The organism is Bdellovibrio sp. ArHS (assembly GCF_000786105.1).
Classification (GTDB): Bacteria; Bdellovibrionota; Bdellovibrionia; order Bdellovibrionales; family Bdellovibrionaceae; genus Bdellovibrio.
The window spans coordinates 1-22900 of the sequence record NZ_JTEV01000036.1; the positions used below are offsets into that span (position 1 = coordinate 1).

General features: G+C 46.4%; 21 protein-coding genes. 9 read left to right on the top strand and 12 right to left on the bottom strand.

Annotated features, from left to right (window positions below; genetic code table 11):
* The 3 genes from OM95_RS15960 to OM95_RS15970 form a co-directional block, all read left to right on the top strand.
* The coding region (locus OM95_RS15960; RefSeq protein WP_041876021.1) for a hypothetical protein at nt 1-326 on the top strand (326 nt) is incomplete at its 5' end.
* 12 nt (nt 327-338) lie between these two features.
* Nucleotides 339-1154, top strand: a complete 816-nt coding sequence (locus tag OM95_RS15965; RefSeq protein ID WP_041876024.1) for a sulfite exporter TauE/SafE family protein — start codon at nt 339-341, stop codon at nt 1152-1154.
* Nucleotides 1151-1546 (top strand): DUF1634 domain-containing protein, encoded by a 396-nt coding sequence (locus tag OM95_RS15970; protein ID WP_041876027.1) that lies wholly within the window; start codon nt 1151-1153, stop codon nt 1544-1546. Before OM95_RS15965 ends, OM95_RS15970 begins: the two co-directional genes overlap by 4 nt.
* Nucleotides 1547-1566: 20 nt before the next feature.
* Here the strand turns inward: OM95_RS15970 and OM95_RS15975 are convergent, their stop codons facing one another.
* The gene (locus OM95_RS15975) at nt 1567-1776 is read right to left on the bottom strand and encodes a hypothetical protein (protein ID WP_041876031.1); all 210 of its coding nucleotides are present in this window, start codon (nt 1774-1776) and stop codon (nt 1567-1569) included.
* Between the two features lie 183 nt (nt 1777-1959).
* On the opposite strand from OM95_RS15975, the gene OM95_RS15980 reads away from it, so the two are divergent.
* Nucleotides 1960-2445 carry a DUF4442 domain-containing protein gene (locus OM95_RS15980; protein WP_041876034.1) on the top strand — a complete coding sequence of 162 codons (486 nt, stop codon included), beginning with the start codon at nt 1960-1962 and terminating at the stop codon, nt 2443-2445.
* Here the strand turns inward: OM95_RS15980 and OM95_RS15985 are convergent.
* On the bottom strand, nt 2431-3429 hold the full coding sequence (locus OM95_RS15985; RefSeq protein ID WP_041876037.1) for a nitronate monooxygenase: 999 nt from the start codon (nt 3427-3429) through the stop codon (nt 2431-2433). The genes OM95_RS15980 and OM95_RS15985 overlap by 15 nt on opposite strands.
* Before the next feature lie 75 nt (nt 3430-3504).
* A complete protein-coding gene (locus OM95_RS15990; RefSeq protein WP_041876094.1) occupies nt 3505-4131 on the bottom strand; it encodes a TetR/AcrR family transcriptional regulator in 627 nt (208 codons plus the stop codon).
* A 538-nt stretch (nt 4132-4669) separates the two neighbouring features.
* Between OM95_RS15990 and OM95_RS15995 the strand changes: the two genes are divergently transcribed.
* Complete coding sequence (locus OM95_RS15995; protein WP_041876040.1) at nt 4670-5185, top strand: helix-turn-helix transcriptional regulator; 516 nt, start codon at nt 4670-4672, stop codon at nt 5183-5185.
* Here the strand turns inward: OM95_RS15995 and OM95_RS16000 are convergent.
* The 3 genes from OM95_RS16000 to OM95_RS16010 form a co-directional block, all read right to left on the bottom strand.
* On the bottom strand, nt 5182-6156 hold the full coding sequence (locus tag OM95_RS16000; protein WP_041876043.1) for a universal stress protein: 975 nt from the start codon (nt 6154-6156) through the stop codon (nt 5182-5184). The two genes, OM95_RS15995 and OM95_RS16000, sit on opposite strands and share 4 nt — an antisense overlap.
* An 84-nt stretch (nt 6157-6240) precedes the next feature.
* Nucleotides 6241-8094: an LTA synthase family protein gene (locus tag OM95_RS16005; protein WP_041876046.1), complete on the bottom strand. Its 1854-nt coding sequence runs from the start codon at nt 8092-8094 to the stop codon at nt 6241-6243.
* 78 nt (nt 8095-8172) lie between these two features.
* On the bottom strand, nt 8173-9723 hold the full coding sequence (locus OM95_RS16010; protein WP_291516644.1) for an MFS transporter: 1551 nt from the start codon (nt 9721-9723) through the stop codon (nt 8173-8175).
* Nucleotides 9724-10190: 467 nt separating this feature from the next.
* Here OM95_RS16010 and OM95_RS16015 point away from each other — a divergent pair, with 467 nt between their 5' ends.
* Nucleotides 10191-11807, top strand: a complete 1617-nt coding sequence (locus OM95_RS16015) for a fumarate hydratase (RefSeq protein WP_041876100.1) — start codon at nt 10191-10193, stop codon at nt 11805-11807.
* A 33-nt stretch (nt 11808-11840) separates the two neighbouring features.
* Here the strand turns inward: OM95_RS16015 and OM95_RS16020 are convergent, their stop codons facing one another.
* The 3 genes from OM95_RS16020 to OM95_RS16030 all read right to left on the bottom strand — a co-directional run bounded on the left by OM95_RS16020 (nt 11841) and on the right by OM95_RS16030 (nt 13968).
* A complete protein-coding gene (locus OM95_RS16020) occupies nt 11841-12893 on the bottom strand; it encodes an AI-2E family transporter (RefSeq protein ID WP_041876047.1) in 1053 nt (350 codons plus the stop codon).
* Nucleotides 12890-13225 (bottom strand): hypothetical protein, encoded by a 336-nt coding sequence (locus OM95_RS17445; protein ID WP_291516646.1) that lies wholly within the window; start codon nt 13223-13225, stop codon nt 12890-12892. The genes OM95_RS16020 and OM95_RS17445 overlap by 4 nt, the downstream gene beginning before the upstream one ends.
* An 80-nt stretch (nt 13226-13305) precedes the next feature.
* The gene (locus tag OM95_RS16030; protein WP_041876051.1) at nt 13306-13968 is read right to left on the bottom strand and encodes a PilZ domain-containing protein; all 663 of its coding nucleotides are present in this window, start codon (nt 13966-13968) and stop codon (nt 13306-13308) included.
* A gap of 366 nt (nt 13969-14334) precedes the next feature.
* On the opposite strand from OM95_RS16030, the gene OM95_RS17450 reads away from it, so the two are divergent.
* The 3 genes from OM95_RS17450 (at nt 14335) to OM95_RS16045 (ending at nt 19018) form a co-directional block, all read left to right on the top strand.
* A complete protein-coding gene (locus OM95_RS17450) occupies nt 14335-17127 on the top strand; it encodes a CHASE domain-containing protein (protein ID WP_291516648.1) in 2793 nt (930 codons plus the stop codon).
* A complete protein-coding gene (locus tag OM95_RS16040; RefSeq protein ID WP_041876053.1) occupies nt 17127-17426 on the top strand; it encodes an Hpt domain-containing protein in 300 nt (99 codons plus the stop codon). Before OM95_RS17450 ends, OM95_RS16040 begins: the two co-directional genes overlap by 1 nt.
* A 194-nt stretch (nt 17427-17620) precedes the next feature.
* Nucleotides 17621-19018: a sigma-54 dependent transcriptional regulator gene (locus OM95_RS16045; RefSeq protein ID WP_041876056.1), complete on the top strand. Its 1398-nt coding sequence runs from the start codon at nt 17621-17623 to the stop codon at nt 19016-19018.
* 64 nt (nt 19019-19082) lie between these two features.
* On the opposite strand, the gene lon is transcribed toward OM95_RS16045, so the two are convergent.
* From lon to OM95_RS16060, 3 genes are all read right to left on the bottom strand, one after another.
* Nucleotides 19083-21458 carry an endopeptidase La gene (gene lon, locus OM95_RS16050; RefSeq protein ID WP_041876058.1) on the bottom strand — a complete coding sequence of 792 codons (2376 nt, stop codon included), beginning with the start codon at nt 21456-21458 and terminating at the stop codon, nt 19083-19085.
* 200 nt (nt 21459-21658) lie between these two features.
* A complete protein-coding gene (locus OM95_RS16055) occupies nt 21659-22546 on the bottom strand; it encodes a 3'-5' exonuclease (protein WP_041876060.1) in 888 nt (295 codons plus the stop codon).
* A gap of 84 nt (nt 22547-22630) precedes the next feature.
* Nucleotides 22631-22813 carry a hypothetical protein gene (locus OM95_RS16060; RefSeq protein WP_041876062.1) on the bottom strand — a complete coding sequence of 61 codons (183 nt, stop codon included), beginning with the start codon at nt 22811-22813 and terminating at the stop codon, nt 22631-22633.
* Nucleotides 22814-22900 lie beyond the last annotated feature (87 nt).

Below are 22900 nucleotides of genomic sequence, written 5' to 3' on the forward strand. Positions count from 1 at the left end.
GGGTGGTTGTGGCGAATTACAGTGTTATTTTTTCTAAAACGATTGTCGGCGAGATCACCGCGGTTGAGCGTGTAGAGTTGCCAGTTGCTTTGGTCACCAGAGCAGAAGGTGATATTACTTCCAAAGTTTTTTCTTTCGCAATTGGTATTAAAGATCAGAAAACCGGAGAAATCTTCACCGCGTCTTCAGAAGATCGTCAATGGGCTGTTGCGCAGAAAGGACAGTGTGCTCAGGCAGAGTTCCTGCCTTATCCGCCTTGGCAATTCACGAAGAAAGATACTTATTTCGGCGCTCGACTGGTGAAACTCTATGAGTGTCCGAAGTAAGGTTTTGCGCCCATGTTAGAGCTTTTGCTGCTTGTCACAGCCATCGGTGCGGGATTTCTTGGGGCTTTATTAGGGCTTGGCGGCGGTCTAATTATCGTTCCGGTTTTGACTTTGGTTTATCATGTCGACATTCGTTACGCTATCGCCGCAAGTCTGATTTCGATCGTGGCGACAAGTTCAGGGGCAGCCGCCAGTTATCTGAAGGATTCTTTGACCAATCTTCGTTTGGCCGTTTTTCTAGAGATCGGAACCGTGGCCGGAGCCATTGTCGGATTTTTCATTTCGGCCTACATTCAAGCCAAGTCTTTATTTCTTCTCTTCGGTCTTTTGCTACTGTTTTCAGCTCTTATGATGTTGCGAAAAAGAGCCGAGCATTTGACGGCGGAAAATCACCCTTGGGCTGAGTCTTTGAAGTTGAATGGATCTTATCCTGAAGGGGACGGTCATTGGGTGGACTACAAAGTGCAGAATGTGCCCTGGGGACTTTTTGCGATGTTTGGTGCGGGAATTCTTTCCGCGCTTCTCGGAATTGGTAGCGGCATTTTTAAAGTTCTGGCGATGGATGGGGCGATGAAGTTGCCCATCAAAGTGTCTTCGGCGACCTCAAACTTTATGATTGGTGTGACAGCTTCTGCCAGCGCGGGGGCGTATCTTTTGCGAGGGGATGTGCATCCCGAAATCGCGGCACCAGTGGCGGTGGGGATTATTGTGGGGTCTTTTGTTGGGGCAAAAGTCATGACGAAAATGCCAGCCAAGCGCATTCGCCAAATTTTCGTGGTGGTTTTGGCCATAGTTTCTATTCAGATGATCGTGAAGGGGCTGTCATGACCGTCAAAGCTGTTGGTTCCGAAGCGGAAAAGAACTTGAATCGTCTTGAGTATCGTATCAGTCAGCTTTTGCGAAGCGGGGTGCTTTTTGCGGGGATCTTTCTTCTGGTGGGCTGGTTGTGGCTGCGTTGGAACGGGGCAAACAACTTGTCTTCTTTGACAGAATACCGGCCGACATCTTTGTGGGAAAGCTTGCAATGGGCGTTTCTGATGAAAGACCGGGGACTCCTTATTTCGTATGCGGGGCTAATTATTCTGGTTTTGCTCCCGGTGGTGCGTGTTTTTCTCACAGGAATTTTGTTTTTGAAGCAGCGAGAGAATAAGCTCGCGATCATGGCTTTCGCCGTCTTCATAGCTCTTGTCGGTAGTTTCTTCTTGGGGATTGACCTCTAAAGATTCCACGCGAGGCTGTTCTAGAATATTTTGTTCGCTAGATATAATGGCAACAAAATATACAGGGTCACATCACGAATTAAGTAGTACGCAAAAAAAACCGCGAAGAATTTCCAACCATAACGTTTAATAACGCCCTTGAGGCCTGTGTCTCGAAAAACTTGCTTGGCTTCGCGGACCACTTGCGGAGTGATGCGATCGAGCAGTTTGATTTTTTTTGAATTCGCCATATACAGAAGGCCCCTTAACTGAAGTCACCTTTCCTTTACAAGGGCTTAGTTCAAGGGGTCAAGTAAAAGGGCAGGACCGCAAAAGAGGGGCTTCGCGGGAGCCTGCTTCTGCTTTTATTTCATTCTCTATGGTGCGTTTTGTCAATACTAGTAGGTCCTCGGGCGTGGCTCTAGAATTTAAATATGAATATGAAAAATTTAAAACTGACTGCTTTCGTTAATTTGTACGGGCTTTTAAAAATTCCTTTGGTTTTATTTGTCAATCCACGTGTGGTGGAATCGACAGAGAAACGCTTTGTTTTGAAAATCCCATTGAATTATCGTACCAAAAATCATTTGAACTCTATGTATTTCGGAGCTTTGGGGATTGGTGCTGAACTTTCCATTGCTGCGGCCGCCGTTGTGGCGATTTCCGAAAGTAAGCAAAAAATTGATTTTATTTTTAAAGATTTTTCGGGTCAGTACATCAAACGCGCTGACGGAGATGTGCATTTTATTTGCGACGAAATCGAAGCTGTGCGCAGTTTGATTGAAGAGGCCAAGACCAATCCCGCGCGCCTAGAAAGAAAGATGAAGGGTTATGCGGTGGTTCCTAAAACCAACCCGACAGAACCCGTGATGACTTATGAGCTGACGTTGTCTGTGCGCAATCGATCACTCAAGTCCTAAACTGGAAAGCTGTTTCACGCTTTGATCATATTCGGTGACGAGTTTGTTATAAATCTCTTTCACCGAAAGAATATCTTCGACCAAGCCCACGGACTGACCGGCGGTCCATACCGTTTTCCAAGTGGGTTTGCTGGCTGCTTCTTCCAGGGATTTCATTCCCATGAGATGAATCAAGGGCACCATGTATTTTTTGGTCAATTTGTGGTCTTTGAGAACTTTCATTGCCCAGGGAAGATCTGTTCCGATTTTTTGCACATAGGGAGTATTAATCACAGCGGCCGGCGTGCCAGAGACTCGCGTGGTCATCACGATATCCTCGGGTGTGGATTTGATAATGGCTTCCTTGTAAGCGGGGTCTACCTGGGCTTCCTGGCTTGCGATGAAACGAGTGCCGACGCTGACGCCAGATGCTCCCAATGCCAAGCAGGCCGAGATCATCGAACCATGAGAAATTCCTCCGGCTGCAATAATCGGAATTTGCAGACGAGTTTTAAGCCACGGAATGAGCACCAAAGGGGAAATGGGTCCGGCATGTCCTCCGGCGCCGCTAGAGACCGCAATCACGCCATCAGCACCCATATCTTGAACTTTAAGAGCATGTTCTAAATTAGTGACATCACAAAGAACTTTCGCGCCATTTTTGTGCGCCTCTTTAATGACTTCCTTGGGGCTTCCTAAAGAGGTGATGAAAAGATCCACGCCATTATCAAGGGCGTACTTCAGATCTTCGGATTGGCGGGTATTGCTTTTATTAACGATGATGTTCACGCCAACGGGTTTCTTGGTGCGACTTTTGATGTCTTTGAGTGCTTCGACATACTTTTCGATAGGTCGATAATTCAAAGCCGGGAAGGTGCCAATGCCACCACTTTCGCTGGCTTCCACGACAAGGTCGGTGTTGCTGACTAAGAACATAGGGGCGGCGATGATGGGATAATCAATGTTCATCATCTCGGTGAAAGGCGTCTTGATTTTTTTAAGCATAAAAAAACCCTCCTGAAGTCCTTTTAAGGATACGAGGAGGGTTTTAAGACGCAAGGGAATTCTTAAGACCGGGTCTTAAGGATTCAAGTAGCGACGGATCAACAGGAAGACTTCCTTCTTGATCGCATCTTCACGTTCTTGCGACTGAGGGCCTAATAAAGCCAGGTGCAAAATGTTATTAAAGCAACTGACGATAAATAGCGCCATCATTTCGCGATCGCGACCTGGGATTGGTGGCATATGCGCCAAGACCGCTTTTTGATAGTGTTCAAAGAACACGCGGCGGGTATCCCAATAGTCCAGCATCCCTTGGACGCCTTGCAGGGCGGTTCTTAGGGGACGGTTGTCGTGGAAACGTGTAAAGCCAATATCAATAAAGGCATGGACTTTAGAATCCAAGTCTGTCGCTTGAAGTTTTGCCAGATTTTCTTCGATATAGGCGAGGTCTTTTTGCAAAAGATCGTCGATAACCGCAGCGACAATGGCTTCCTTGTTGGCGAAGAATTGATAAAGGGATCCGATACTCACTCCGGCCATTTCAGCAATCTTGTCTGTCGTGATTGCATGATAGGGCTCTTGAACGAGAAGTCGGGCACAAGATTCCACAATGCTCGCGACCGTTTCTTTGGACCGTTTTTGCACCGGAATTTTGAGCATATATTTCTTTTCGGGATTTGTGTGGCTGATTGGAGCAGCACCCATAACTTCCTCCTTTCGAGGCTTATAAACTTTGCTCGTATTCATATTCGGTCTTTAGGGTTTAATATTCAATACTAGTACGCAAAGTATTAACATACAGTACCAGAGTGCCGGCGGGGAGTACGATTTGACCGAATCTTAACAAAAATAACGAACGTTAGTCTCATTTTAGTCTAGAATACTTGAAGTCTAGACAATATTGCCAATTAGCAATCAAGAATTAAATGAAAAATGAATTATTAAACACATTTTTCCTTGGGACGCTAAAAATATGTTACTCGGATTTCAGATTATTAATAAATATCAGTATAAAATTCATCGGATTTTATCAGATAACTATGCTGAAAATCGCCTGTATTACGCTTTTTTGGGGTTTTTAAGCCCAGGTATGAAATGTCGTATAGCGCATTGCGCATGCGCTATTTTTCTTATCACCTCACATTTTAAAAACCCGTCTTTAGGGGCGAAAATAAATTTAAATCATGATCTGCGTCATCGATTCTTGGGCCAAAGCGAACGAATATAGTCCTCAGGAGGTCGCGTGAACTTAAATGAAGTCCTCAATAACGAATTAAGTTTGGGCAAGAAGCTAGGCATGTGTATCAAGAATCAGGAAGAGAAAGTTCTTTTCCAGAACGACACATCCATAAAAACCTGTGGACCCATGGTGGGCCAGGTCTGTAATAAAACCTGCAATGCCCTTTGCAAAAAAATCAGTGAATACTCCGCAGTTTCTCCAGGAATGCATGTATTTAAAGACAGTGAGCTTGAAGGACAGAAAGTGGACATTATGATCGTCAACGATGGCGATCGCATCACAACTCTTTTGTATCTTCTCGAGGGTCAAGAAGAACAAAAGCAAAAACAAGAAGCTTTTTTCCGAGAAAAAGGTTTAACGAAGAGTGAACTGCGCATCATGAATATGGTGTTAGAGGGACACACGAATGCGGTGATCGCCGAAAAACTCTTTATCTCGAAAGCCACCTTGAAAACGCATCTTAACAACATCTACAAAAAACTTCCCGATTCCATGCGTCCTTCTCAGGGACGCGCTTAAGGAGCCGGTGTATCGATAAAGCGATCTTCCTGCTTGTCATAAAAATGGCGAGTGAGCACATAAACGGGACAGATCGCTTTACGAACCACGTTGCGTGTATAACTTCCTAAAAGGGCGGCACTCATCGGGCCGCTTTGCGCTTCCATCACGATCAAGTCAGATTGGTGAGTTTCGACCGTAGCCAAAATTAATTCGTCTATGGGCTTAAAGGTGTTGTCGATATGGAAATGCGCGATTACACCTTCTTTCGCAGCCCAATCCACCCATTGTTGGGCGCGATGTGATTGGGATTCAATTTGGCTTGCGACGATTTGTTCCAACGTCATCATTTTTCCCTCGTAGTTGTAGACACGGGGACGGGTGTCTAAGTCAAAAAGACTTTCAATCGGGCGAGCAATAGCGTGAAGTAAAAAGACTTCCGCATTAAAGTGACGCGCTAAATTCAAGACATGACGGAAGTTGTCTTTAGAATGCTCGCCAAATTCTGTTGGGAAAAGAATGCTGCGACTGCTTTTTGTTTTTAAAGCGTGACTGCCGACAACACAGACCGGGACTTCGGATTGCAAGAGCAGGCTTTCCGCGAAGCTTCCTAGAAGGAATCTTTGCAGTCCCTGTCGACCATGGCTGCCGACGATAATAAGGTCGGTGTGGCTTTTGAGTGCATAATTAGAAAGCGTTTCCGCCGCGCCAGCGTGGGACTGGGAAGCGTGCGGGATGACTTTAGGATCTTTTAAAAATGGCAGATTGTAGTCGGAAAGCACTTCGCGAAAAAGTGATTCTGCGGTTTTCGAATGATCGGTCACCCATGCCGGGACTTCATAGGTGGGAAGCACGATCTCATTCTCTCTGAGAAGATAAAGAGGTTCAATCTCGGCCTGAGATGTTTCATGGAGATGGGTGATGTAGTCAGCCATCTTTTGATTTAATTCCTTGTTATCCTCAAACGCATCGATCGCCCAGATGATTCTCATACGAACCTCCCACGTCTTTATTTTGCGCGGAAGGTTCGGGGTTGTAAAAGAATGGCAGGTCTCCTCTGTCAGGAAACAAGGGGCTTATTTAAACAGCAGTTCCTGGGATTCTTTCAGATAACTAAGGCCGCGCAGATACATGGCTTCGCCATCAGCAGGGCAGGGCAGCGGATAGTGGAAAAGCATGTCGTTTTGCCAATGATAGCACTTATAATTATTGAAATCCCGAATGTTAAATACCACGGCCCATTCACCTTCAAACCACACAGAAGTTCCTAGATGAAAAAGACTGGCTCCGGTGGAAAACTCTTGCGGACGAAGCAAGGATCTTCCCAGGAATTCGGGGGCCGAGTTGCCCGTAAGATCTGCGATAGTTGCGCCCACATCGTTTTGTGAAAACGCCCCGGAAATGAGTTTGTGCTCGAAGGGGGCTTTTTTCTTCCCTGTCACCGTGTGATATTTCATCAAAAAGGGGATGGAGTAATGCTCAAAGATGCCATCGGCGGCAAAACTCGTGTGATCAGACACGAGCACCAGCAGCCAATCCTTTTTCCAAGGACGTTTTTTTAGAGCTTCATAAAAACCGCGAAGTTCTTTATCCGCATGATGGGTCACGCTTAAGTGCAAAGACATATTGCTTTCATCGCCGAACGCGGGACGCACCCCTTTGGGCAGAGCCAAGTCATGGGTCGTATTGGTGTTGATCCCAATAAGCATAGGCTCTGTCATCGTGTCCATTTTCTGTGTCGCGAATTTATAGATATCGTGATCAAAGACGCCCCAGGCGTTTTGTTCGATCTGAGTCCAGTCCGGAATTTCACGTTTCCCATAAGAGTTTTGAAAGCCGGTTTTCAAAACCAAAAGTCCAACACCGCTGGTGTACTGATCAGATCCTTGGAAAAAGGCGGAACTATATCCTTGTTTTTCTAAGAACTGCGGGAAGCATTTGAAATCCTTATTTTCAATTTCGGTGAACATGATGCTTTTGCCGGGGGGATTGGGCAAACTGCAAAGAGTGGCAAAAAGTCCTTCCGTCGTGCGATGGCCTCCGGCAAGCATCAAATCCACGCGCAAGGATTCGGCGCGAAGCGAGTTGAAGAAAGGCAGAACTTCTTCAGTACCGACTTTCTTGTTCACGTAGACTCCGGGCCAACCCTCCATAAACACGATAACAATATTACCGTCGAAATGGCCCACGGCTTTTTCGATTCCCCGACGTGCGCGCCATTCTGCAAAGATGTCGGCACTTTTAACATGCAGCGGAACTTCAATATTTTCTTTGCTGGATTTTTTTCCCGCAAACGCAGCCCACACGATTCCGTAAGCGCCGTTTAAGGCTAATGTCGCCCCTTTGCTGCCGCCGCCAGCGCGGTAGGCCCAGGACGGATCCTGAGGGATGCCCTCAAAGCCGCGAGCAAAGACAACACTGATGATCAGGACGAAAAGCAAGGCTACGGATCTTTTGAACCACCCCTGAACAGGCTTGTAGCGAGGGGTGAAGAAGCGACCGACAAAAGAAGCGCCTAAAAATGCAAACAGCAATTGCAGCCAATACAGTTTTAGAAGGCTGCCGATGGATCCTTGAATGGTAAAAAGATTGTAGACCTCATAAGAAATGTGGCGCCCGGATTCTTTCGCGTAAATCGCGTCGACAGTGATGAAAACCGTGTAGCAAAGAAGTAACAGGCTGTTTAAGCGCGCAAAAGTTTTTTCTGAAAATGAAAAAAGCAGGGAACTTCCGTACAGCAAAAGATAAAGAAAACTGGCGATGGCCAAATCAAAGTGCCAGCCATACAAAAACGGGCCCAAGGTGTTTTGAAAGCTTTCCGGAGAGGCGAAATCCCAGAGGTTCAAATAAAGCGCGACAACGGCGCGCAGAACCATTCCAAAAATCACCAGACGAAGAATGTAACGGGCTGAAGAAATTAAGAAAGACATGAAGCCACCTTAATCGAGAAAAATAAAAAAGCCCACTCGGAAGTGGGCTTTTTTTAAGATTTCGTTAAGAGATCTGTTTTAGTTCGGAACTCCAGCAGGGTCTGTGGAAGTCTGTCCACGGGCCTGTTGCTGCTGTTGCTTTTCCTCTTTCTTTTCCACTTCCAGGATGTACTTTTTTGTCGCCGCTGGAAGTTCGTTCCACATTCTCAGGGCAAGGAAAAGACCCATGATCGCAAAAGGAATCAGGAACAGAGGCCAGTAAATCCAGTTCTTGTGTGACAGATATCCGATGGCCAAAGACTGAATACCACTTCCCAAGTACACGCAACCGTCAACGATACCTGATGCTGTGGCAGTCATTTTCTTACCACCGAAGTCTGCGGCTGCGGTTCCCGACATCAAAGAGTGAACGCCGATGACTGTCAAAGTGATCATCACTGCAGAAATACCTAGCATGGTCGGATGATTTACTAACGAGAACACCATGATAATCAAAAGAATGATCATGATGGCATTGTTAATCGCTGCTGGAGGGCCGCGACGAGATTGGAAGACGCGGTCAGAAATGATGCCCGCAGCAAAGCCTCCGAAGATCCCGGTTAAACAAAGCAGAAGCCCCCAGTTTTTAATAAAGAACTGTGATCCTTCAAAGAAGACCGGGTTGGTTTCTTTTGTTTCGTGAGCATAGACCAGATACCACTGCATAATCCCGTTACGCAAAACTCCCGATGTAAAGTCCACCAGAGCGATCGTGATCATCACCGGATTCGTGAAGATTTTTTTAAGCATGAATCCGATGGAGATTTTCAATTTATCATCATCTTCGCCTGGAGATGAAGAAGCGTCCGCCGTATCGAAGTCGTCAAAGTTGGCTTCTTTCGGAGAATCTTTCAAAAGAATGAAGTCGACCAGGGCCCAGCAGATCAGTAGGAATGCCGGGATGGTGAAGACAAGCCAGGTGGCATTTGTGGTGCCGGTGTCGATCGCGAAGATGTGTTGAATGAATCGTTGGAAAGCTGTTTTCTGACCTTCGATATGAAGTTTAGAAGCTTCGACGATCGCCTGTCCCCAGTCGAAAGCGAAGTAGACACCGAAAGAAATCAAAGTTCCGAAGATGGCGCCAAAGACACCGCGTTCGCGAACGTGGAACCAATAAGCTTTCACTTTGATAATGGAAACGGCCCCATAACTTTGGAAGAACATATTCAAGGCAAAAAGAACTGAGAACGCCACCACCATGTTGGTTTTTAGGCGGCCCATCAAATAAAGATATGTGACGCCACCCATGAGTAAGTTCATCAATGCAGAACCCAGAGCCGCGATGATGATACCTTTTTTGCCACCGATTCTGTCGACAATAGGACCATTAAGAAGGAACGATAAACCGTAGGTGATGGTGCCGGCGGCGAAGATCAAACCGAATTGTTCTTTCGTCATCATATCGCCAAGGGCATTTTTAGAAACGTTCAGATTGTAACGTCCCATGTACAAGAATGCGTAAGTCATGCCTAGAGGGAACCAATTCACGAAACGACGGATCATGAATTTGCGCGTGTGGCCAAGCGGATTGTTTTTAAAGTAGAGTGCGATCACCGCTGCAAGACATAAGCTTACAAGCAAAAGAGCCATGGGTCCTCCAGTAAAAATTTCCGAGAAGCTAATAGATAAATGATCAATTGGCAATCTAAAGAGCCTCTAAATCCTCCTCGCAATTTCAGGATTTCGTCAAGGCAACGCGGGAGTTGCTTACAGAGTGAGCTTCTCTCGAAAAAAACCCGCTGATACGATGCAAAAACTTCATTTGTTAGTGCCCTAAAAGGTTTCTCTTAAGGTGAAAACATCCATAAGTAAAACTTATGGAAAGTCTAAAAATTATGAGTTTGTGCTTATAGGTCCAGGGCGATAAGTTTGTTTCAGAAGGAGACATTAGAAATCTTCTTCGACCCTCGGTAAGGTCCCTGACCACCTCTCAAGCAAGAGAGGACCCGGTCCCCAAAATCGCCGTATTCACGGCTCCACAGATCCCACCATCAAAGCCCACCTAAAAGCCGCACCGAGGCTTGCGCGTGCTTAAGACGCAATGCTACATTTACGCCATGTCATTTAAATATTTTCCTCTCTACGAAAAACAAAAAGATTCCGCTCAATATAAAAAGCTTTCCTCTGATCATGTGCAGGTCCAAAAATGGGGCGACAAAGAAGTCCTGGTGATCGCACCTGAAGCTTTGGAACTTCTTGCGCAAGAAGCCCTCAGTGATGTGTCTCATCTTTTACGAGCAAGCCATCTGGAAAAACTTGAAAGAATTTTGCAAGACCCCGAGGCTTCTCCGAACGATCGTTTTGTGGCGGTTGATCTTTTGAAAAACGCCATTATTGCCGCGCAAATGGAGTTTCCGTCTTGTCAGGATACGGGCACCGCCATTGTCGTTGGTAAAAAAGGGGAGCGTGTCTTCACCGGTGCGGATGACAAAGAATTTCTCTCTAAAGGTATTTTCAATACTTATCAGAAAAGAAATCTGCGCTTTTCACAAATGGCGCCAGTGTCCTTCTTTGAAGAGAAAAATACGGGCTCTAATCTTCCCGCACAGATTGATATCTATGCTGAGCAAGGGGATGAGTATCATTTCTTGTTCATGGCCAAAGGCGGCGGAAGTGCGAATAAGTCCTATCTTTATCAAAAGACCAAAGCGGTTCTAAATCCCGAGGGGTTTGAAAAGTTCGTGCGTGAAACTTTGAATTCTTTAGGGACGGCGGCTTGTCCGCCCTACCACTTGGCGTTTTGTGTGGGTGGGACTTCGGCGGAAGAAACCCTGAAAATTGTCAAGTACGCATCAGCGGGTTACCTGGATGGCCTTCCTACTTCCGGAAGTGAAGGTGGCAGAGCTTATCGCGATCTAGAGATGGAAAAGCAGATTGAACAATGGGCGCGTGACACGGGGATCGGCGCGCAATTCGGGGGTAAGTATTTCGTTCATGACGTGCGCGTGATTCGTTTACCTCGCCATGGAGCTAGTTGCCCGATTGGCGTGGGTGTGAGTTGTTCGGCCGATCGTAATATCAAAGGCAAAATCACACGCGAGGGGATCTTTTTGGAGCAGCTTGAGTTGCATCCAGAACAATATCTTCCCAACCATTTGAAGGAAGCCGGTGCAGAAGCCATTCAAATTGATTTGAATAAACCGATTCAGGAAACACTGAAAATCTTGTCACAGCAAAAAGTAGCGACGCGTGTGATGCTGAATGGTCCTATGATCGTGGCTCGCGACATCGCGCACGCAAAACTTAAAGAAAAAGTCGATCGCGGTGAGGGTGTGCCAGAGTATTTTAAAAACTATGCGGTTTATTATGCGGGACCTGCGAAAACTCCGAAAGGATACGCTTCAGGCTCGTTTGGTCCGACCACCAGTGAGCGTATGGACCCCTATGTAGGAACATTCCAAAGCCTGGGTGGCTCTATGATTATGCTGGGCAAGGGAAACCGCAGCCCTCAAGTGACTGAAGCTTGTAAGACCTACGGGGGATTCTATTTGGGATCCATCGGTGGCCCGGCCGCGCGTTTGGGAAAAGAGTGCATCACCAAAGTGGAAGTTCTGGATTTTCCAGAACTAGGCATGGAGTCCGTCTGGAAAATTGAAGTAAAAGATTTCCCGGCCTTTATCATCGTGGATGACAAAGGAAATGACTTCTTTAAGTCGGTGATTCGCAAATTATAGTGATAAAAAAAGCGTCTTCTTAGACGCTTTTTTTTATATTAACTCGGGATCTTCTCGTTTTAATAACAAGGGGCTGAGTCCCGCAAACAGATTCATGACCACCGGGCCGATCAACAGTCCAGGCAGGCCAATCATGATGATGGCCCCGACCACGCAGGTGAAGCCAATCACGGCGGAAATCTTATTCTCCTTACCAACCATAAAGGGTTTGAGAACATTGTCGATACTGCCAGCGATGGTCGCAATAACAACAAGTCCGATCCCATTCCCGGTCCGACCGCCGATAAAGGCTAAAATCGCCAGAAGGTAGCCAATCGGAGCCGCCCCAATCACCGGAATGAACGAGACGAAGAAGGTGAGGGTTAACACCAGCCAGAAGTCGCCTTCACCAAAGATCAGACTGCCCAGACCGATGATGCCGGCTTGAATCAGGCCGATGACCAAAGTGGAAAACAAGGTCACGGAACAGCTTCGCTTCGCGACATCAATCAGCGAGTCTGTCAACTCGGGCTTGACGAGACTGTATTTAAAAACAAATTCCTTAATGGCCTGAGCTTTAGATAAAAGTAAAGCCAACGTGATCACAAAAACAAAACTCGCCAGAAAAATACTTGGGAGCTGGGCGAGAATGTCTGTTGAGTATTGAAAAACAATTTCTCCGGATTTGCGGATCAGGCTGTTGGCCATGTCCCGGGCGGGGGTGGCAATGTCAGTCCCTGTCCAGTTCGAGATTTTCTGCAAGTAGCCTAAGATCAGATCTTTTAGGTCGTGAATCTGATTGACTAGTTTGTCGGTTTTGATGACTTCAGGTTGGCTGATGTAGGAAATCAGACGATAGATGGCTAAGGATATCGGAATCCAGAAAATGGCAAAGCCTGCGAATAAAGTAATGGCGATGGACGGCTTTCTTTTTATTTTCAACTTTTTGCCAAGGCGTTCTACGAAATCATGAAGACCTAACGCAAAAACACCCGCGATCAAAAACGGCATCAAGAAAGGAAAATTAATAAATAAAAACGCCGCCAGCAGGATCAGAAAAAATCCCCAGCGAACAGCGGCATCCTTGGATTTCAGGAAGTCAATCATTGCACTTCGCAATCCATGCGGCATTCAGAACGGCAGTACACCCAAGTTCCGTCATGATTCGGCGGCAGATAGTTTGGATTGCAGTTCGTACTGCAGTAAGAAGTGTAGCTTAATGCGCGCCCGCGATGGCTCATTTCGCAGGTCCAACGCGCATCTCTTTCACCATCTTGTTGGGCGCGGTTTTTGGCATTTGTAAGGCAGAAAAAACCGCTGTTGGCATTGCAGAAGGAGTTCTCAGTTCCTCGACCGGTGACGGTAATCTGTCGAGTGGCTTCCGCCGTGAAAGAAAAAAGTTGCAAAAAAAGTACGCCGATGAAGAGTGTTGTTTTCATAATGTCTCCCACCCCTCAATGAACGCACAGATTGAAGTGGGAGGCAATATGTAGCTTTGTCAAAGCAGGGCGTCGAGAGGTCAGGCCTGGGTCAGAAACTGCACGCCCAGTTCCTGGCTTTGGGCATTTTCATCCCACTTGGCCCAGCGGACCTGACCCTCTACGGTGACATATTCGCCTTCTTTCGTTTGATACGACAAAGTTACGAAATCCTTTTTTTGATAAAAGGGCGCTTTGATTTTCAGACACGAGCCATTCAAGGAAATATTCTCGAAGTCACCGCCTAAGATAGGTTGGAAGCTTCGGTTCTCAGCCCCCAAAGGAAGTTGCGAGGGGCTGAGCATGGCGCGCCTTGGATGGGCTTCGCGTTTGTCTTGGCGCAGTTCTAAATTCTTCCCGTCAAGATATGCCAGAATGTCCTTGGTCAAATGAGCCTCTTCGGTTTTCCAAAGAACAATAAAATCTTTAAAGGATTTTAGTTTCATCTTCATCGGGGCGGAAAGTTCACTGACCACAAAAAAGGTCTTCACGTTTGCAATGGTTCGTTGCAGGAACGAGTAAATGTCGAAGTGACGGACCTCTAGAAAGGGCAGAAAAACGACAACAATTTTTTCCCCCTCGGTCATCTGCAGCGCGGATCTGAGTGCGTATGGATTTTCGATGATGTGGCAGGCGAAGCGATTTTCTTTTTTGAGCACCTGGGGAACGGTCGATGTTCCCGTAATAAAGATCTGTGTATTCATGAATTTCCTCCCGTTGTTCAGTCCTAAAGCAAAGGGAAAGCCAACTGGAAGCTCGCTGAAAGCCATTTAAAATAGAAATTCTTCGACAGGTGTCTAAGAAATCTTAACAGTGTTAAAGAGCGTTTGGGTCGTTCTTAAGCCTCGCGCTGGGGTCAGTTTTGGTGGGCAAAATAGTGAAAGCACAAGGTCATTTCTGTCATGTAATGGTCCTATTCCAACTGACAAATGGACTCTGAAATCAAATATATTGCGCATAAACAATAAAATGTTCGAAAAAAGGGAAAGACCCCCATTGTGAGGGAAATTTTCCTAGTTGCGAGGCTTCCCTAATTCCCCTAAAAATACGAACAGATGTAGGAACACGATGTGAAGCGACTGAAAAGAGTTTTTGTTTTATCGCATGAGTGGAATGTGTTTTTAGTTCTTCTCATTATTATATCTGTCAGCGTGCTAAGTTGGTGGACCGTCAAGGTGCATCTTGAGAAGGAATGGAACGCCCGCTTAGAATCTGAAATCGGCAAGGTTAGTTCGATCATCCACCGCGAGTTTTCGGCCTACAGTCAGGCCTTATTTGATACACGTGCCTTCGTGCAGTTGCATGGTATTCCCACAGCCCGTCAGTTTCAGGAGTACATTGAGTCCACCGAAATTTTGAAGCGTTCGCCGGGATTGCAGGGGATTGGTTTTGCGCAAAAACTGGAGCGTTCAGAAATCCCCGATTTGGAACGCAAGATGCGCGAGCAGGGGATTGCGGATTTTAAATTTTGGCCGAACTCAGAGCGTTCCCTTTATACGTCCGTGGTGATGGTCGAACCTCACGATTGGCGCAACAAACGCGCGTTGGGTTTTGATGCCTATTCAGATCTCACCCGTCGTTCGGCCATGGATAAAGCACTGCTGTCGAATGGCCTGGCGCTGTCGGATCCTGTTATTTTTGTCTCGGATGAAAGCGAAGGCGAAAAGAGTCAACAAGGTGTCCTGATGTATTTGCCGGTGACAAAAGTCATTAGTGTTACCGGCGAACTTGAACCGAAAAAAGATTTGTTGGGATTTGCGTATTCGGTCATTCGTATCGGTCGTTTTTTCAACGGCGCCTTTGGTGTTCCCCAGTTCTATGCTGAAAAGGTCAACTATAAGATCGCAGTCTTCGACCGTAAGTTAGGTCGATCTTTGCCTTTATATGAACGGTTTCCAGCAAAGGACGAAGAACTTCTGCCCGCCGTAGGGATGACGACAGAGAGAGAAATTCAGGTTTTAGATAAAACGTGGACATTGAGTTTTGCACCGTTGCCGCATTTTTTTAACTGGTATGAACGATATGTTCCGATTCTTTTTGCCTTTGTCACACTGATTATGTTGTCGGTGATTTTTCTGGCCTTGTGGTCGACCCAGCAGTTTTTGAAATTCAGCGAGAAGCATCAGGACTCTTTGGCACTGCTTTCGAAAAGTAAATCCGAAGAGCTGGCGTTGTTTCGTCGTCTGAATAGTACTATCGCAGATCTTTCCTCTTCTATTGAGGGAAGCGATTTGTTTGAAAAGTTCTGTCATCACTTGGAAGATGTTTTTAAGATTGAAGACTGCGTCGTTTTTGTTCGCGAAAGTCGGGGACCTTACGAAAAAAGATTTCAGAAAGTGATCGATAGCTTTCCAGAGTTTTTGGATCTATCCGGAGAGTTCGACAACCACCTTAAAGACGGGGTCTTCGCATTGACGTCAACATCGGAGTTTTCGCGTAAGGTCGTGTCTTTTTTCAGCTCGGAAATGCAAGATCGCCTTACCCAGGATTCATACTTTTTGATGCGCTCGGTTCTCCACGAATCCGGCAAAAGCAACTCGATTCTAATTATAGTCAAAGGACCGCAAGCCCTTGTCGACTCCAAAGTGATGGAATATGCCTTGGCAAGTATCGTCGGGCAGTTTGCCATGTCCTACGATAAAGCGATTTTGCTAAGAAGAGCCGAAGATGCGAACTTTATGAAAAGCTCGTTCCTGGCAAATATGAGTCATGAAATCCGGACTCCTTTGGGGGTGATCGTTGGCTATTCCGAGATTCTGGCTGATGACGAACTTGATGGTGAAGAAAAAAAACAGATCGTAAAAAGTGTTAAGCGCAATGGGAAGGAACTGGCTCGATTGATTGACGACATTTTGGATATCTCTAAGGTGGAGGCGGGAAAATTGCAGTTTGAAATGGCACAAGTGAATCTGGAAAATCTGATTCATGAAGTGAAATCCATCATGGAGGTGCGCGCCTCCGATAAGAAGATTCAATTCAATGTCGCCAAACTGAGTAATGTCCCCGCGTATCTTTTTACTGACGATATTCGTTTGAAACAAATTCTGGTCAATGTCGTCGGGAACGCCATCAAGTTCACGGAAAACGGCAGTGTAAAGCTGTTGTATAAGACCTACGTAAATGATCTGCAGGAAGAGTTTCTGGAGTTCCAGATTCAAGATAGTGGAATTGGGATCAGCGAAAAGAACCGGGAAAACTTATTTAAGCCCTTTTCACAAGGAGATGTTTCCACGACTCGTAAGTACGGAGGAACGGGATTGGGCTTGGCTCTGTCGCGACGATTGGCCGAGCTTTTGGGGGGAGAGTTATTTCTCTTGGCTTCTTCGGTCGGCAAGGGCTCGACATTTTGTCTGCGCATTCCTTTGCGTGGAGTTCCTAAGGAATTCCTAAATATCCACTCGGCCCCGGTTAAAGCGGTGTCGGCGGGGGTGGAAATGGGACCGGTTCGGCCCATCGACTGGACGGGATTGGATCTGCGCAATCTTCTTAAAGATGTACGAATTCTTTTGGTGGAAGATTCCGAAGATAATCAGGAAATCTTTCAACATTTTCTTAAAGCGGCCGGGGCCGACGTCGTCGTCGCTGATGACGGCGAAAAAGCTGTGGAAAGTGCGTTTAAAATTGAACCCGACATCGTGCTGATGGATATTCAGATTCCAAAAATGGACGGCAAGGAAGCGACAAAACGAATTCGCCAACGCGGTTTTACAAAACCCGTGATTGCGCTGACCGCTCACGCTCTTAATGAAGAGGTGCAAAGCTGTTTGGCTGCCGGTTGCAACGGACAGATCACCAAGCCCGTTTCTGGGGAACTTTTGGTTCAAGAAGTTTATTTTTATTTGAATCATACGGCGGAGGTGTAATGGAAAGTGCGATAAAGCTTCCTTTGGAAGCCAAAAAGAAGTATCTGCTTCGTCGTAAAGAAGAGCTTGTGCAGATCGAAAGAATGAAAGCGCAGATTGATTGGGATTTCGTGGTGCAGGTGGGCCATCAAATCAAGGGCAACGCGAAGACGTTTGAATTTCCGTCGCTGGTTCCTTTGGCGGTTTCTCTTGAAGAGGCCGGGCGGAATCAAGATGCTTCCTCATTGGCCCAAATATGTACTGAATTGCAAAACTTGATGGGGGCGTTAGAGCCGTCGCTCACGTCGTCTTTCGAATAAGAAAACGAAACAGTACCAGAATATAAAATGCCCCGATGCTTTCATGCTATGCAGACGCGATTCCTTACAAAGTGTTCATCAAGTGTAATATGTTTAACATAGGAGTGAATTAATGTCTTAAATGTGGCAAAAAGCCATAAAACAATTGTGGATATATGCCCCATTAGAAAAGTATTTTTTGTCGGAGGTTGTCTATGGACAAGCAAAAAACAATTCTTCTGATCGAAGACGATTTGGATTTGGCGGAACTGGCAACAGCTTATTTTCGTCAAAAGAGCATCACTGTTATTCACGAAGACAATCCACTTTCAGCCTTACAGCAAGTGATTTCTCGAAAAATCACGCCGGATGCGATCATCACTGATTTGAATCTTCCCGCGATCAACGGTGTGGAATTTATCAAACGTATGCGCGCAGAAGGCGTTCATACGCCGATAATTTTGATCACCGTTTCTAATGATGTGGATGTCGCAGTCCAGGCCATCGAGGCGGGAGCTTATGATTTTGTTGTAAAGCCTTTGCACTTTCCCCAGCTGTTAATTTCCGCGCAACGGGCTTTTAAATTCAATCACTTAAGTGCCGAAAATAAAACTCTCAAAGAAACTTTGGATATAAGTAAAGGAATGCATCCTGAAGGTATTATCGGGAAAAGCGAAAGCATTCATCGGATTCTGGATCTGGCCCGTCGTGTATCCAAAAGTTCTTCCACTGTTTCGATTACGGGTGAAAGCGGCACCGGGAAAGAAGTATTTGCAAAGGCGATTCATCGCTGGAGTCCACGCAGCAACAACCCCTTTGTCGCGATCAATTGTTCTGCCATTCCAGAAAATCTTTTAGAGTCGGAGCTCTTTGGTCACGCCAAAGGCGCCTTCACGGGAGCTGTGGAAAAAAAGACAGGACTTTTTGAAGAGGCGGACGGTGGGACGTTGTTTTTGGACGAAATCGGCGATTTGAATCTCACATTGCAAGCAAAGCTTTTAAGGGTGCTGCAAGAAAAAGAAATCAAAAGGGTGGGTGAAAATCAGGCGCGACCGGTGGATGTGCGTGTGATTGCGGCGACCCACAAAGATCTCCGCAACGAAGTTCAGGAAAAACGTTTTCGGGAAGACTTGTTTTTCCGCCTGAATGTCATCCCGATAAAAATTCCTCCCTTGCGGGAGCGGCGAGAAGATATCATTCCTTTGGCGGAACACTTTTTGAAGAAGTTTAATACTTTAAATGGCACTCATATCGCCGGATTTAAAAAAAGCGCCAAGGAATTTTTATTAACGCATCCTTGGCGTGGCAATGTGCGCGAACTGGAAAACACCATCGAACGCGCCGTGGTTCTAGCAACCGGGTCTGAGATTGACATGGGCGCGCTCACTTTGTTTGATGACGAGACAGGAAGTGGCCCCCAGATGGAAGATGACAAAAAAAATGCTTTTATATTCCGTTTTGGTGATGAAGTGTCTTCATTGCATGAATTGGAGAAAAAGTATGTGCAATTCGTCTATGAAAGAAACAATCGCGCCAAAGAGGTGACGGCGAAAGCTCTAGGGATTGATCGAAAGACTTTATATCGAAAGCTTCAGGACATCGAAATGATATAAATCAGAATGCCCCTTCGCCTGGGGGCATTCTACCTCAAAGCCATCCTTCTGCCTATTTAGGAACTCACCCTGCTGGGAGCAGGGGAGTTCCTGAAGGAGTGATATCAATTTTATTCCAGCGTGGCAGATCAACACCCAGAGCTACTTTCAGCACATCGTTCACATCATCGACAAAGTGGAACTGAATACTGCGACGGATTTCCTCGGGAATTTCGCGCAGATCCTTTTCATTTCTTGTACACATGATGATTTCCCGGACGCCTGCCCGATGGGCGGCAATGACTTTTTCCTTAATACCTCCCACTGGCATGACACTTCCACGCAGGGAGATTTCGCCGGTCATCGCTAATTTTGGATCCACCGGTTTATTTAAAAGCAGGGACGCAATTGAAGTCAGCATGGTAACGCCGGAGGAAGGTCCATCCTTTGGAATCGCCCCAGCGGGGACGTGCACATGCACATCTTTTTTACTAAAATCCATCAAAGGGTCCATCAAGACCAGACGTGATTTCAGAAGACTCAATGCAATCTTTGCGGACTCTTGCATCACTTCGCCCAGTTGTCCGGTCAGAAGCAATTGACCTGTGCCCGGCATCGAAGCGGATTCGACAAAAAGAATGTCTCCGCCCACAGGTGTCCACGCAAGCCCTGTGACGACTCCGGGAGGCAAAAGGCTTTCGATCATGTCGGACGAAAATCTTTCAGCGCCTAGAATCTCTTCCAGGTCTTTCTCAGTCACCGTCAATGTGTGCTCAGAGGCTTTCACCAGTTTCAGACTCATGAATTTGCAGATTGTCGCGATCTTTCTTTGAAGATCACGAACCCCTGCCTCGCGAGTGTAGTGGGTTAAAAGCTTCACCATCGCATCATCGGTGATCTTCAGTGAATCTTCGTTTAAACCATGCTCGCGAAGTTGTTTCGGCCACAAATATTTCAGAGCGATCTGCTTTTTTTCATCCAAAGTGTATCCTGTTAAGTCCACGACCTCCATGCGATCTAAAAGCGGCAAGGGGATGCCTTCTAACGAGTTCGCAGTGGCAATGAAAAACACCTTGGATAAATCAAACGGCGTGTCCAGATAGTGATCCTGGAAAGTGTTGTTCTGCTCGGGGTCCAGGACTTCCAACATAGCTGCCGCCGGGTCTCCACCGAAACCGCGAGTCAGCTTGTCGATCTCATCCAGAATAAAAACAGGATCGTTTTCTCCGGCTTTTTTTATACCGGCAAGGATTCGTCCTGGCAAAGCGCCAATATAGGTGCGGCGATGACCACGGATTTCTGCGTCGTCGCGCACGCCGCCCAGGCTGACGCGCACATATTTTTTGCCCAAGGCGCGCGCAATGCTTTTACCTAAAGAAGTTTTGCCGACGCCGGGAGGGCCGATGAAAAGAAGGATCGAACCCTGATGGGATTTACGAAGCTTCATGACGGCCAAATGTTGTAAAATACGATTTTTAATCTTCTCTAAGCCATAGTGATCTTCGTTTAAGATTCTCTCGGCTTCTGCCAGATCAATTTCTTTTTCCGGAGACGATTTACTCCACGGCAAATCCAACATCAATTCCAGGTGAGTGCGAATCATCTGATGTTCGGGCGAAGCCGAGTTGATGGATTCCAGACGCTTTAGTTGGCTGCGAGCCAGTTCCAGGGCTTCCGCGGTCATGCCTGCTTTTTCGATACGTTCTTTGAACTTTGCATAAAGGTCTTCGCCTTCACCTTCGCCCAGCTCTTCACGAATGACGCGCATTTGCTCGCGCAAAATCGTTTCTTTTTGGGTCTGTTGAAAGTTTTCATTTAATTTGTCGCGAATGCCTCTTTGAATCTTAAGACGCTCTTTCAGCTCTTGGAGACGATCTAAAAGCTTAAGTGTTCGGTCGCGCAACACAGTGATTTGCAGAATTTCTTGTTTTTCCGTCACGGCGATGTCGGCGTAAGCGGCGCACATATTTGTGAGTGTTGTCAGATCTTCAATTTCAGCCAACATGTCTTTCACTTGACGGGTGTTGCCGGGAAGAAGATCTAAAAGCTCGTCACTAAGAAGACGAAGGCTGGATAACAAAGCCTCTTCGGTTTTTTTGTCCATACTGCCAACATCTTCGACGCTTTCAGTCTGCACTTCAAAAAAACCTTCCTGATCACGGCTTTGCACCACTCGCACGCGTTGGTGGGCTTTGACGAAGATATTGTAACTGCCATCTTCGTCCATACGGAAAGATTCAATTTTCGCAAGCGTACCGACGGAATAGACATCTTCCATTTTTTCCACATTATCGTGGGGATTTTTTTGGGTAAGTAAAACAACCCACTGATTTTCACGAAGAGCTTTTTGCAAAGCAGAAATACTTTTTTCACGACCTACTCGAAGCGGCATGCTGATGTCGGGAAATAAAACTGAATTCTTCAGTGGGATCACGGGGATAAAACCTGAGACGTAAGACATCGAGGACCTCTTTTCCAACCCCTAAAGGGTTAATTGTAACAAACATGAGCACGATATCAACTTCGTCAAGGCGGAGGCTTTATTTCTTGTAAATCTGAAACATCCGCGTTTTAGCCCAGAATGTTCTCGACTCTTTTAGTTTAGCATTATGGGAGGGGAATAAAGGGCCGTTTTGTCGGCCCTGCTATAAAACAAAGGGACTAGGCCTTAAAGCCGTCCACAAGTGCGATGTCGCGTGTTAAGCCTGCAAAAGGACCGCAGTAGACGGCTTCTTCAAGCCACAGGGTTTCTGCGGCAACCTCGTCTTTAAAAATTATTTTCGACCAGAAGCGGTTGGTACTATCCCAGCTATAACCTCGACCTTTCAAATGATCTTTGGATTCAAAAGGAGCCGAACTCGCAATCACGTGAGTCATAGGACGGCGGGCATTGGCCAACAGTTCTGCCAAATAGGGCTTGTGGCTTTGCGGGTCCGAAAGGCTGAGCAAGTATAACAAGGCGTCAACATCGTTAATAGCGCGGTGTGAATCGGTGAAAAAGCCGTGATAGATATTAAGAAGTTCTAATTTAGAACTCGTAAAGCCCTTTGTGCTCCAATCGATCTGCTTCAGAGAACAGGCCCACACGCGCTCTGTAGAGACCTTGGACTTCCGATCAATAAAAGGCCGATCAAAGCGAGCGTTGTGTGCGATAATGACCGAAGCTTCTTCCAAAAGGGCATTGACCTGCGACCAATCGATACTTTGTCCTGCAACCATTGCATCAGTAATACCTGTAAGTTCAATGATCTCAGGTGTCAGAGGTCTTCCGGGGTCCTGAAAACTGGAATAGGATTTTCCTAAGGTCAAAATGTCGCCCGAATTTCTGTTGAATAAAAACTGACGCAAGCCGATTTCGATGATGCTGTCTTCAGCCTGGTTTAAACCGGTAGTTTCGACATCAAGAACGACACCGACACGCACAATATCACTGTTGTTCTTTGCCCACTCAGGTGTGGCATAGGCGGGGGTGTGGGCGGGGCAGCCCTCCAATTTTTTTAGAGTGACTGTATTTCCATCCTCTGACTTACCGATCCAGCGAAACGCCACAAAAGCTCCTCAATAATATGAGCTTCGAGTCTGACACACTTTTTAGCTGTTCTCAATATTCGCTGCGGAAGACGGGAAGGAATTTTAGAACTTATCCATGGGGTGAGTTTTCGCCTCGGCACCTTCGTTATGACTTTGCTCGGCATCCAGCGCGACTTTGCCCGTAATGCCAACCCATTCAGGGAAAAACACAGCCAAAATAGCGTAAACCAGAACGCTGATAACGACGATGGCGATACTTCCCACAATGACGACTGCTGTACTCATAAAAACCTCAACCCTTATCATACCCAGGTCAGGCCATTTTGGCTATGGATAAATCTCAGTGTCATCGCGACTTTCCCCTTGGTAACA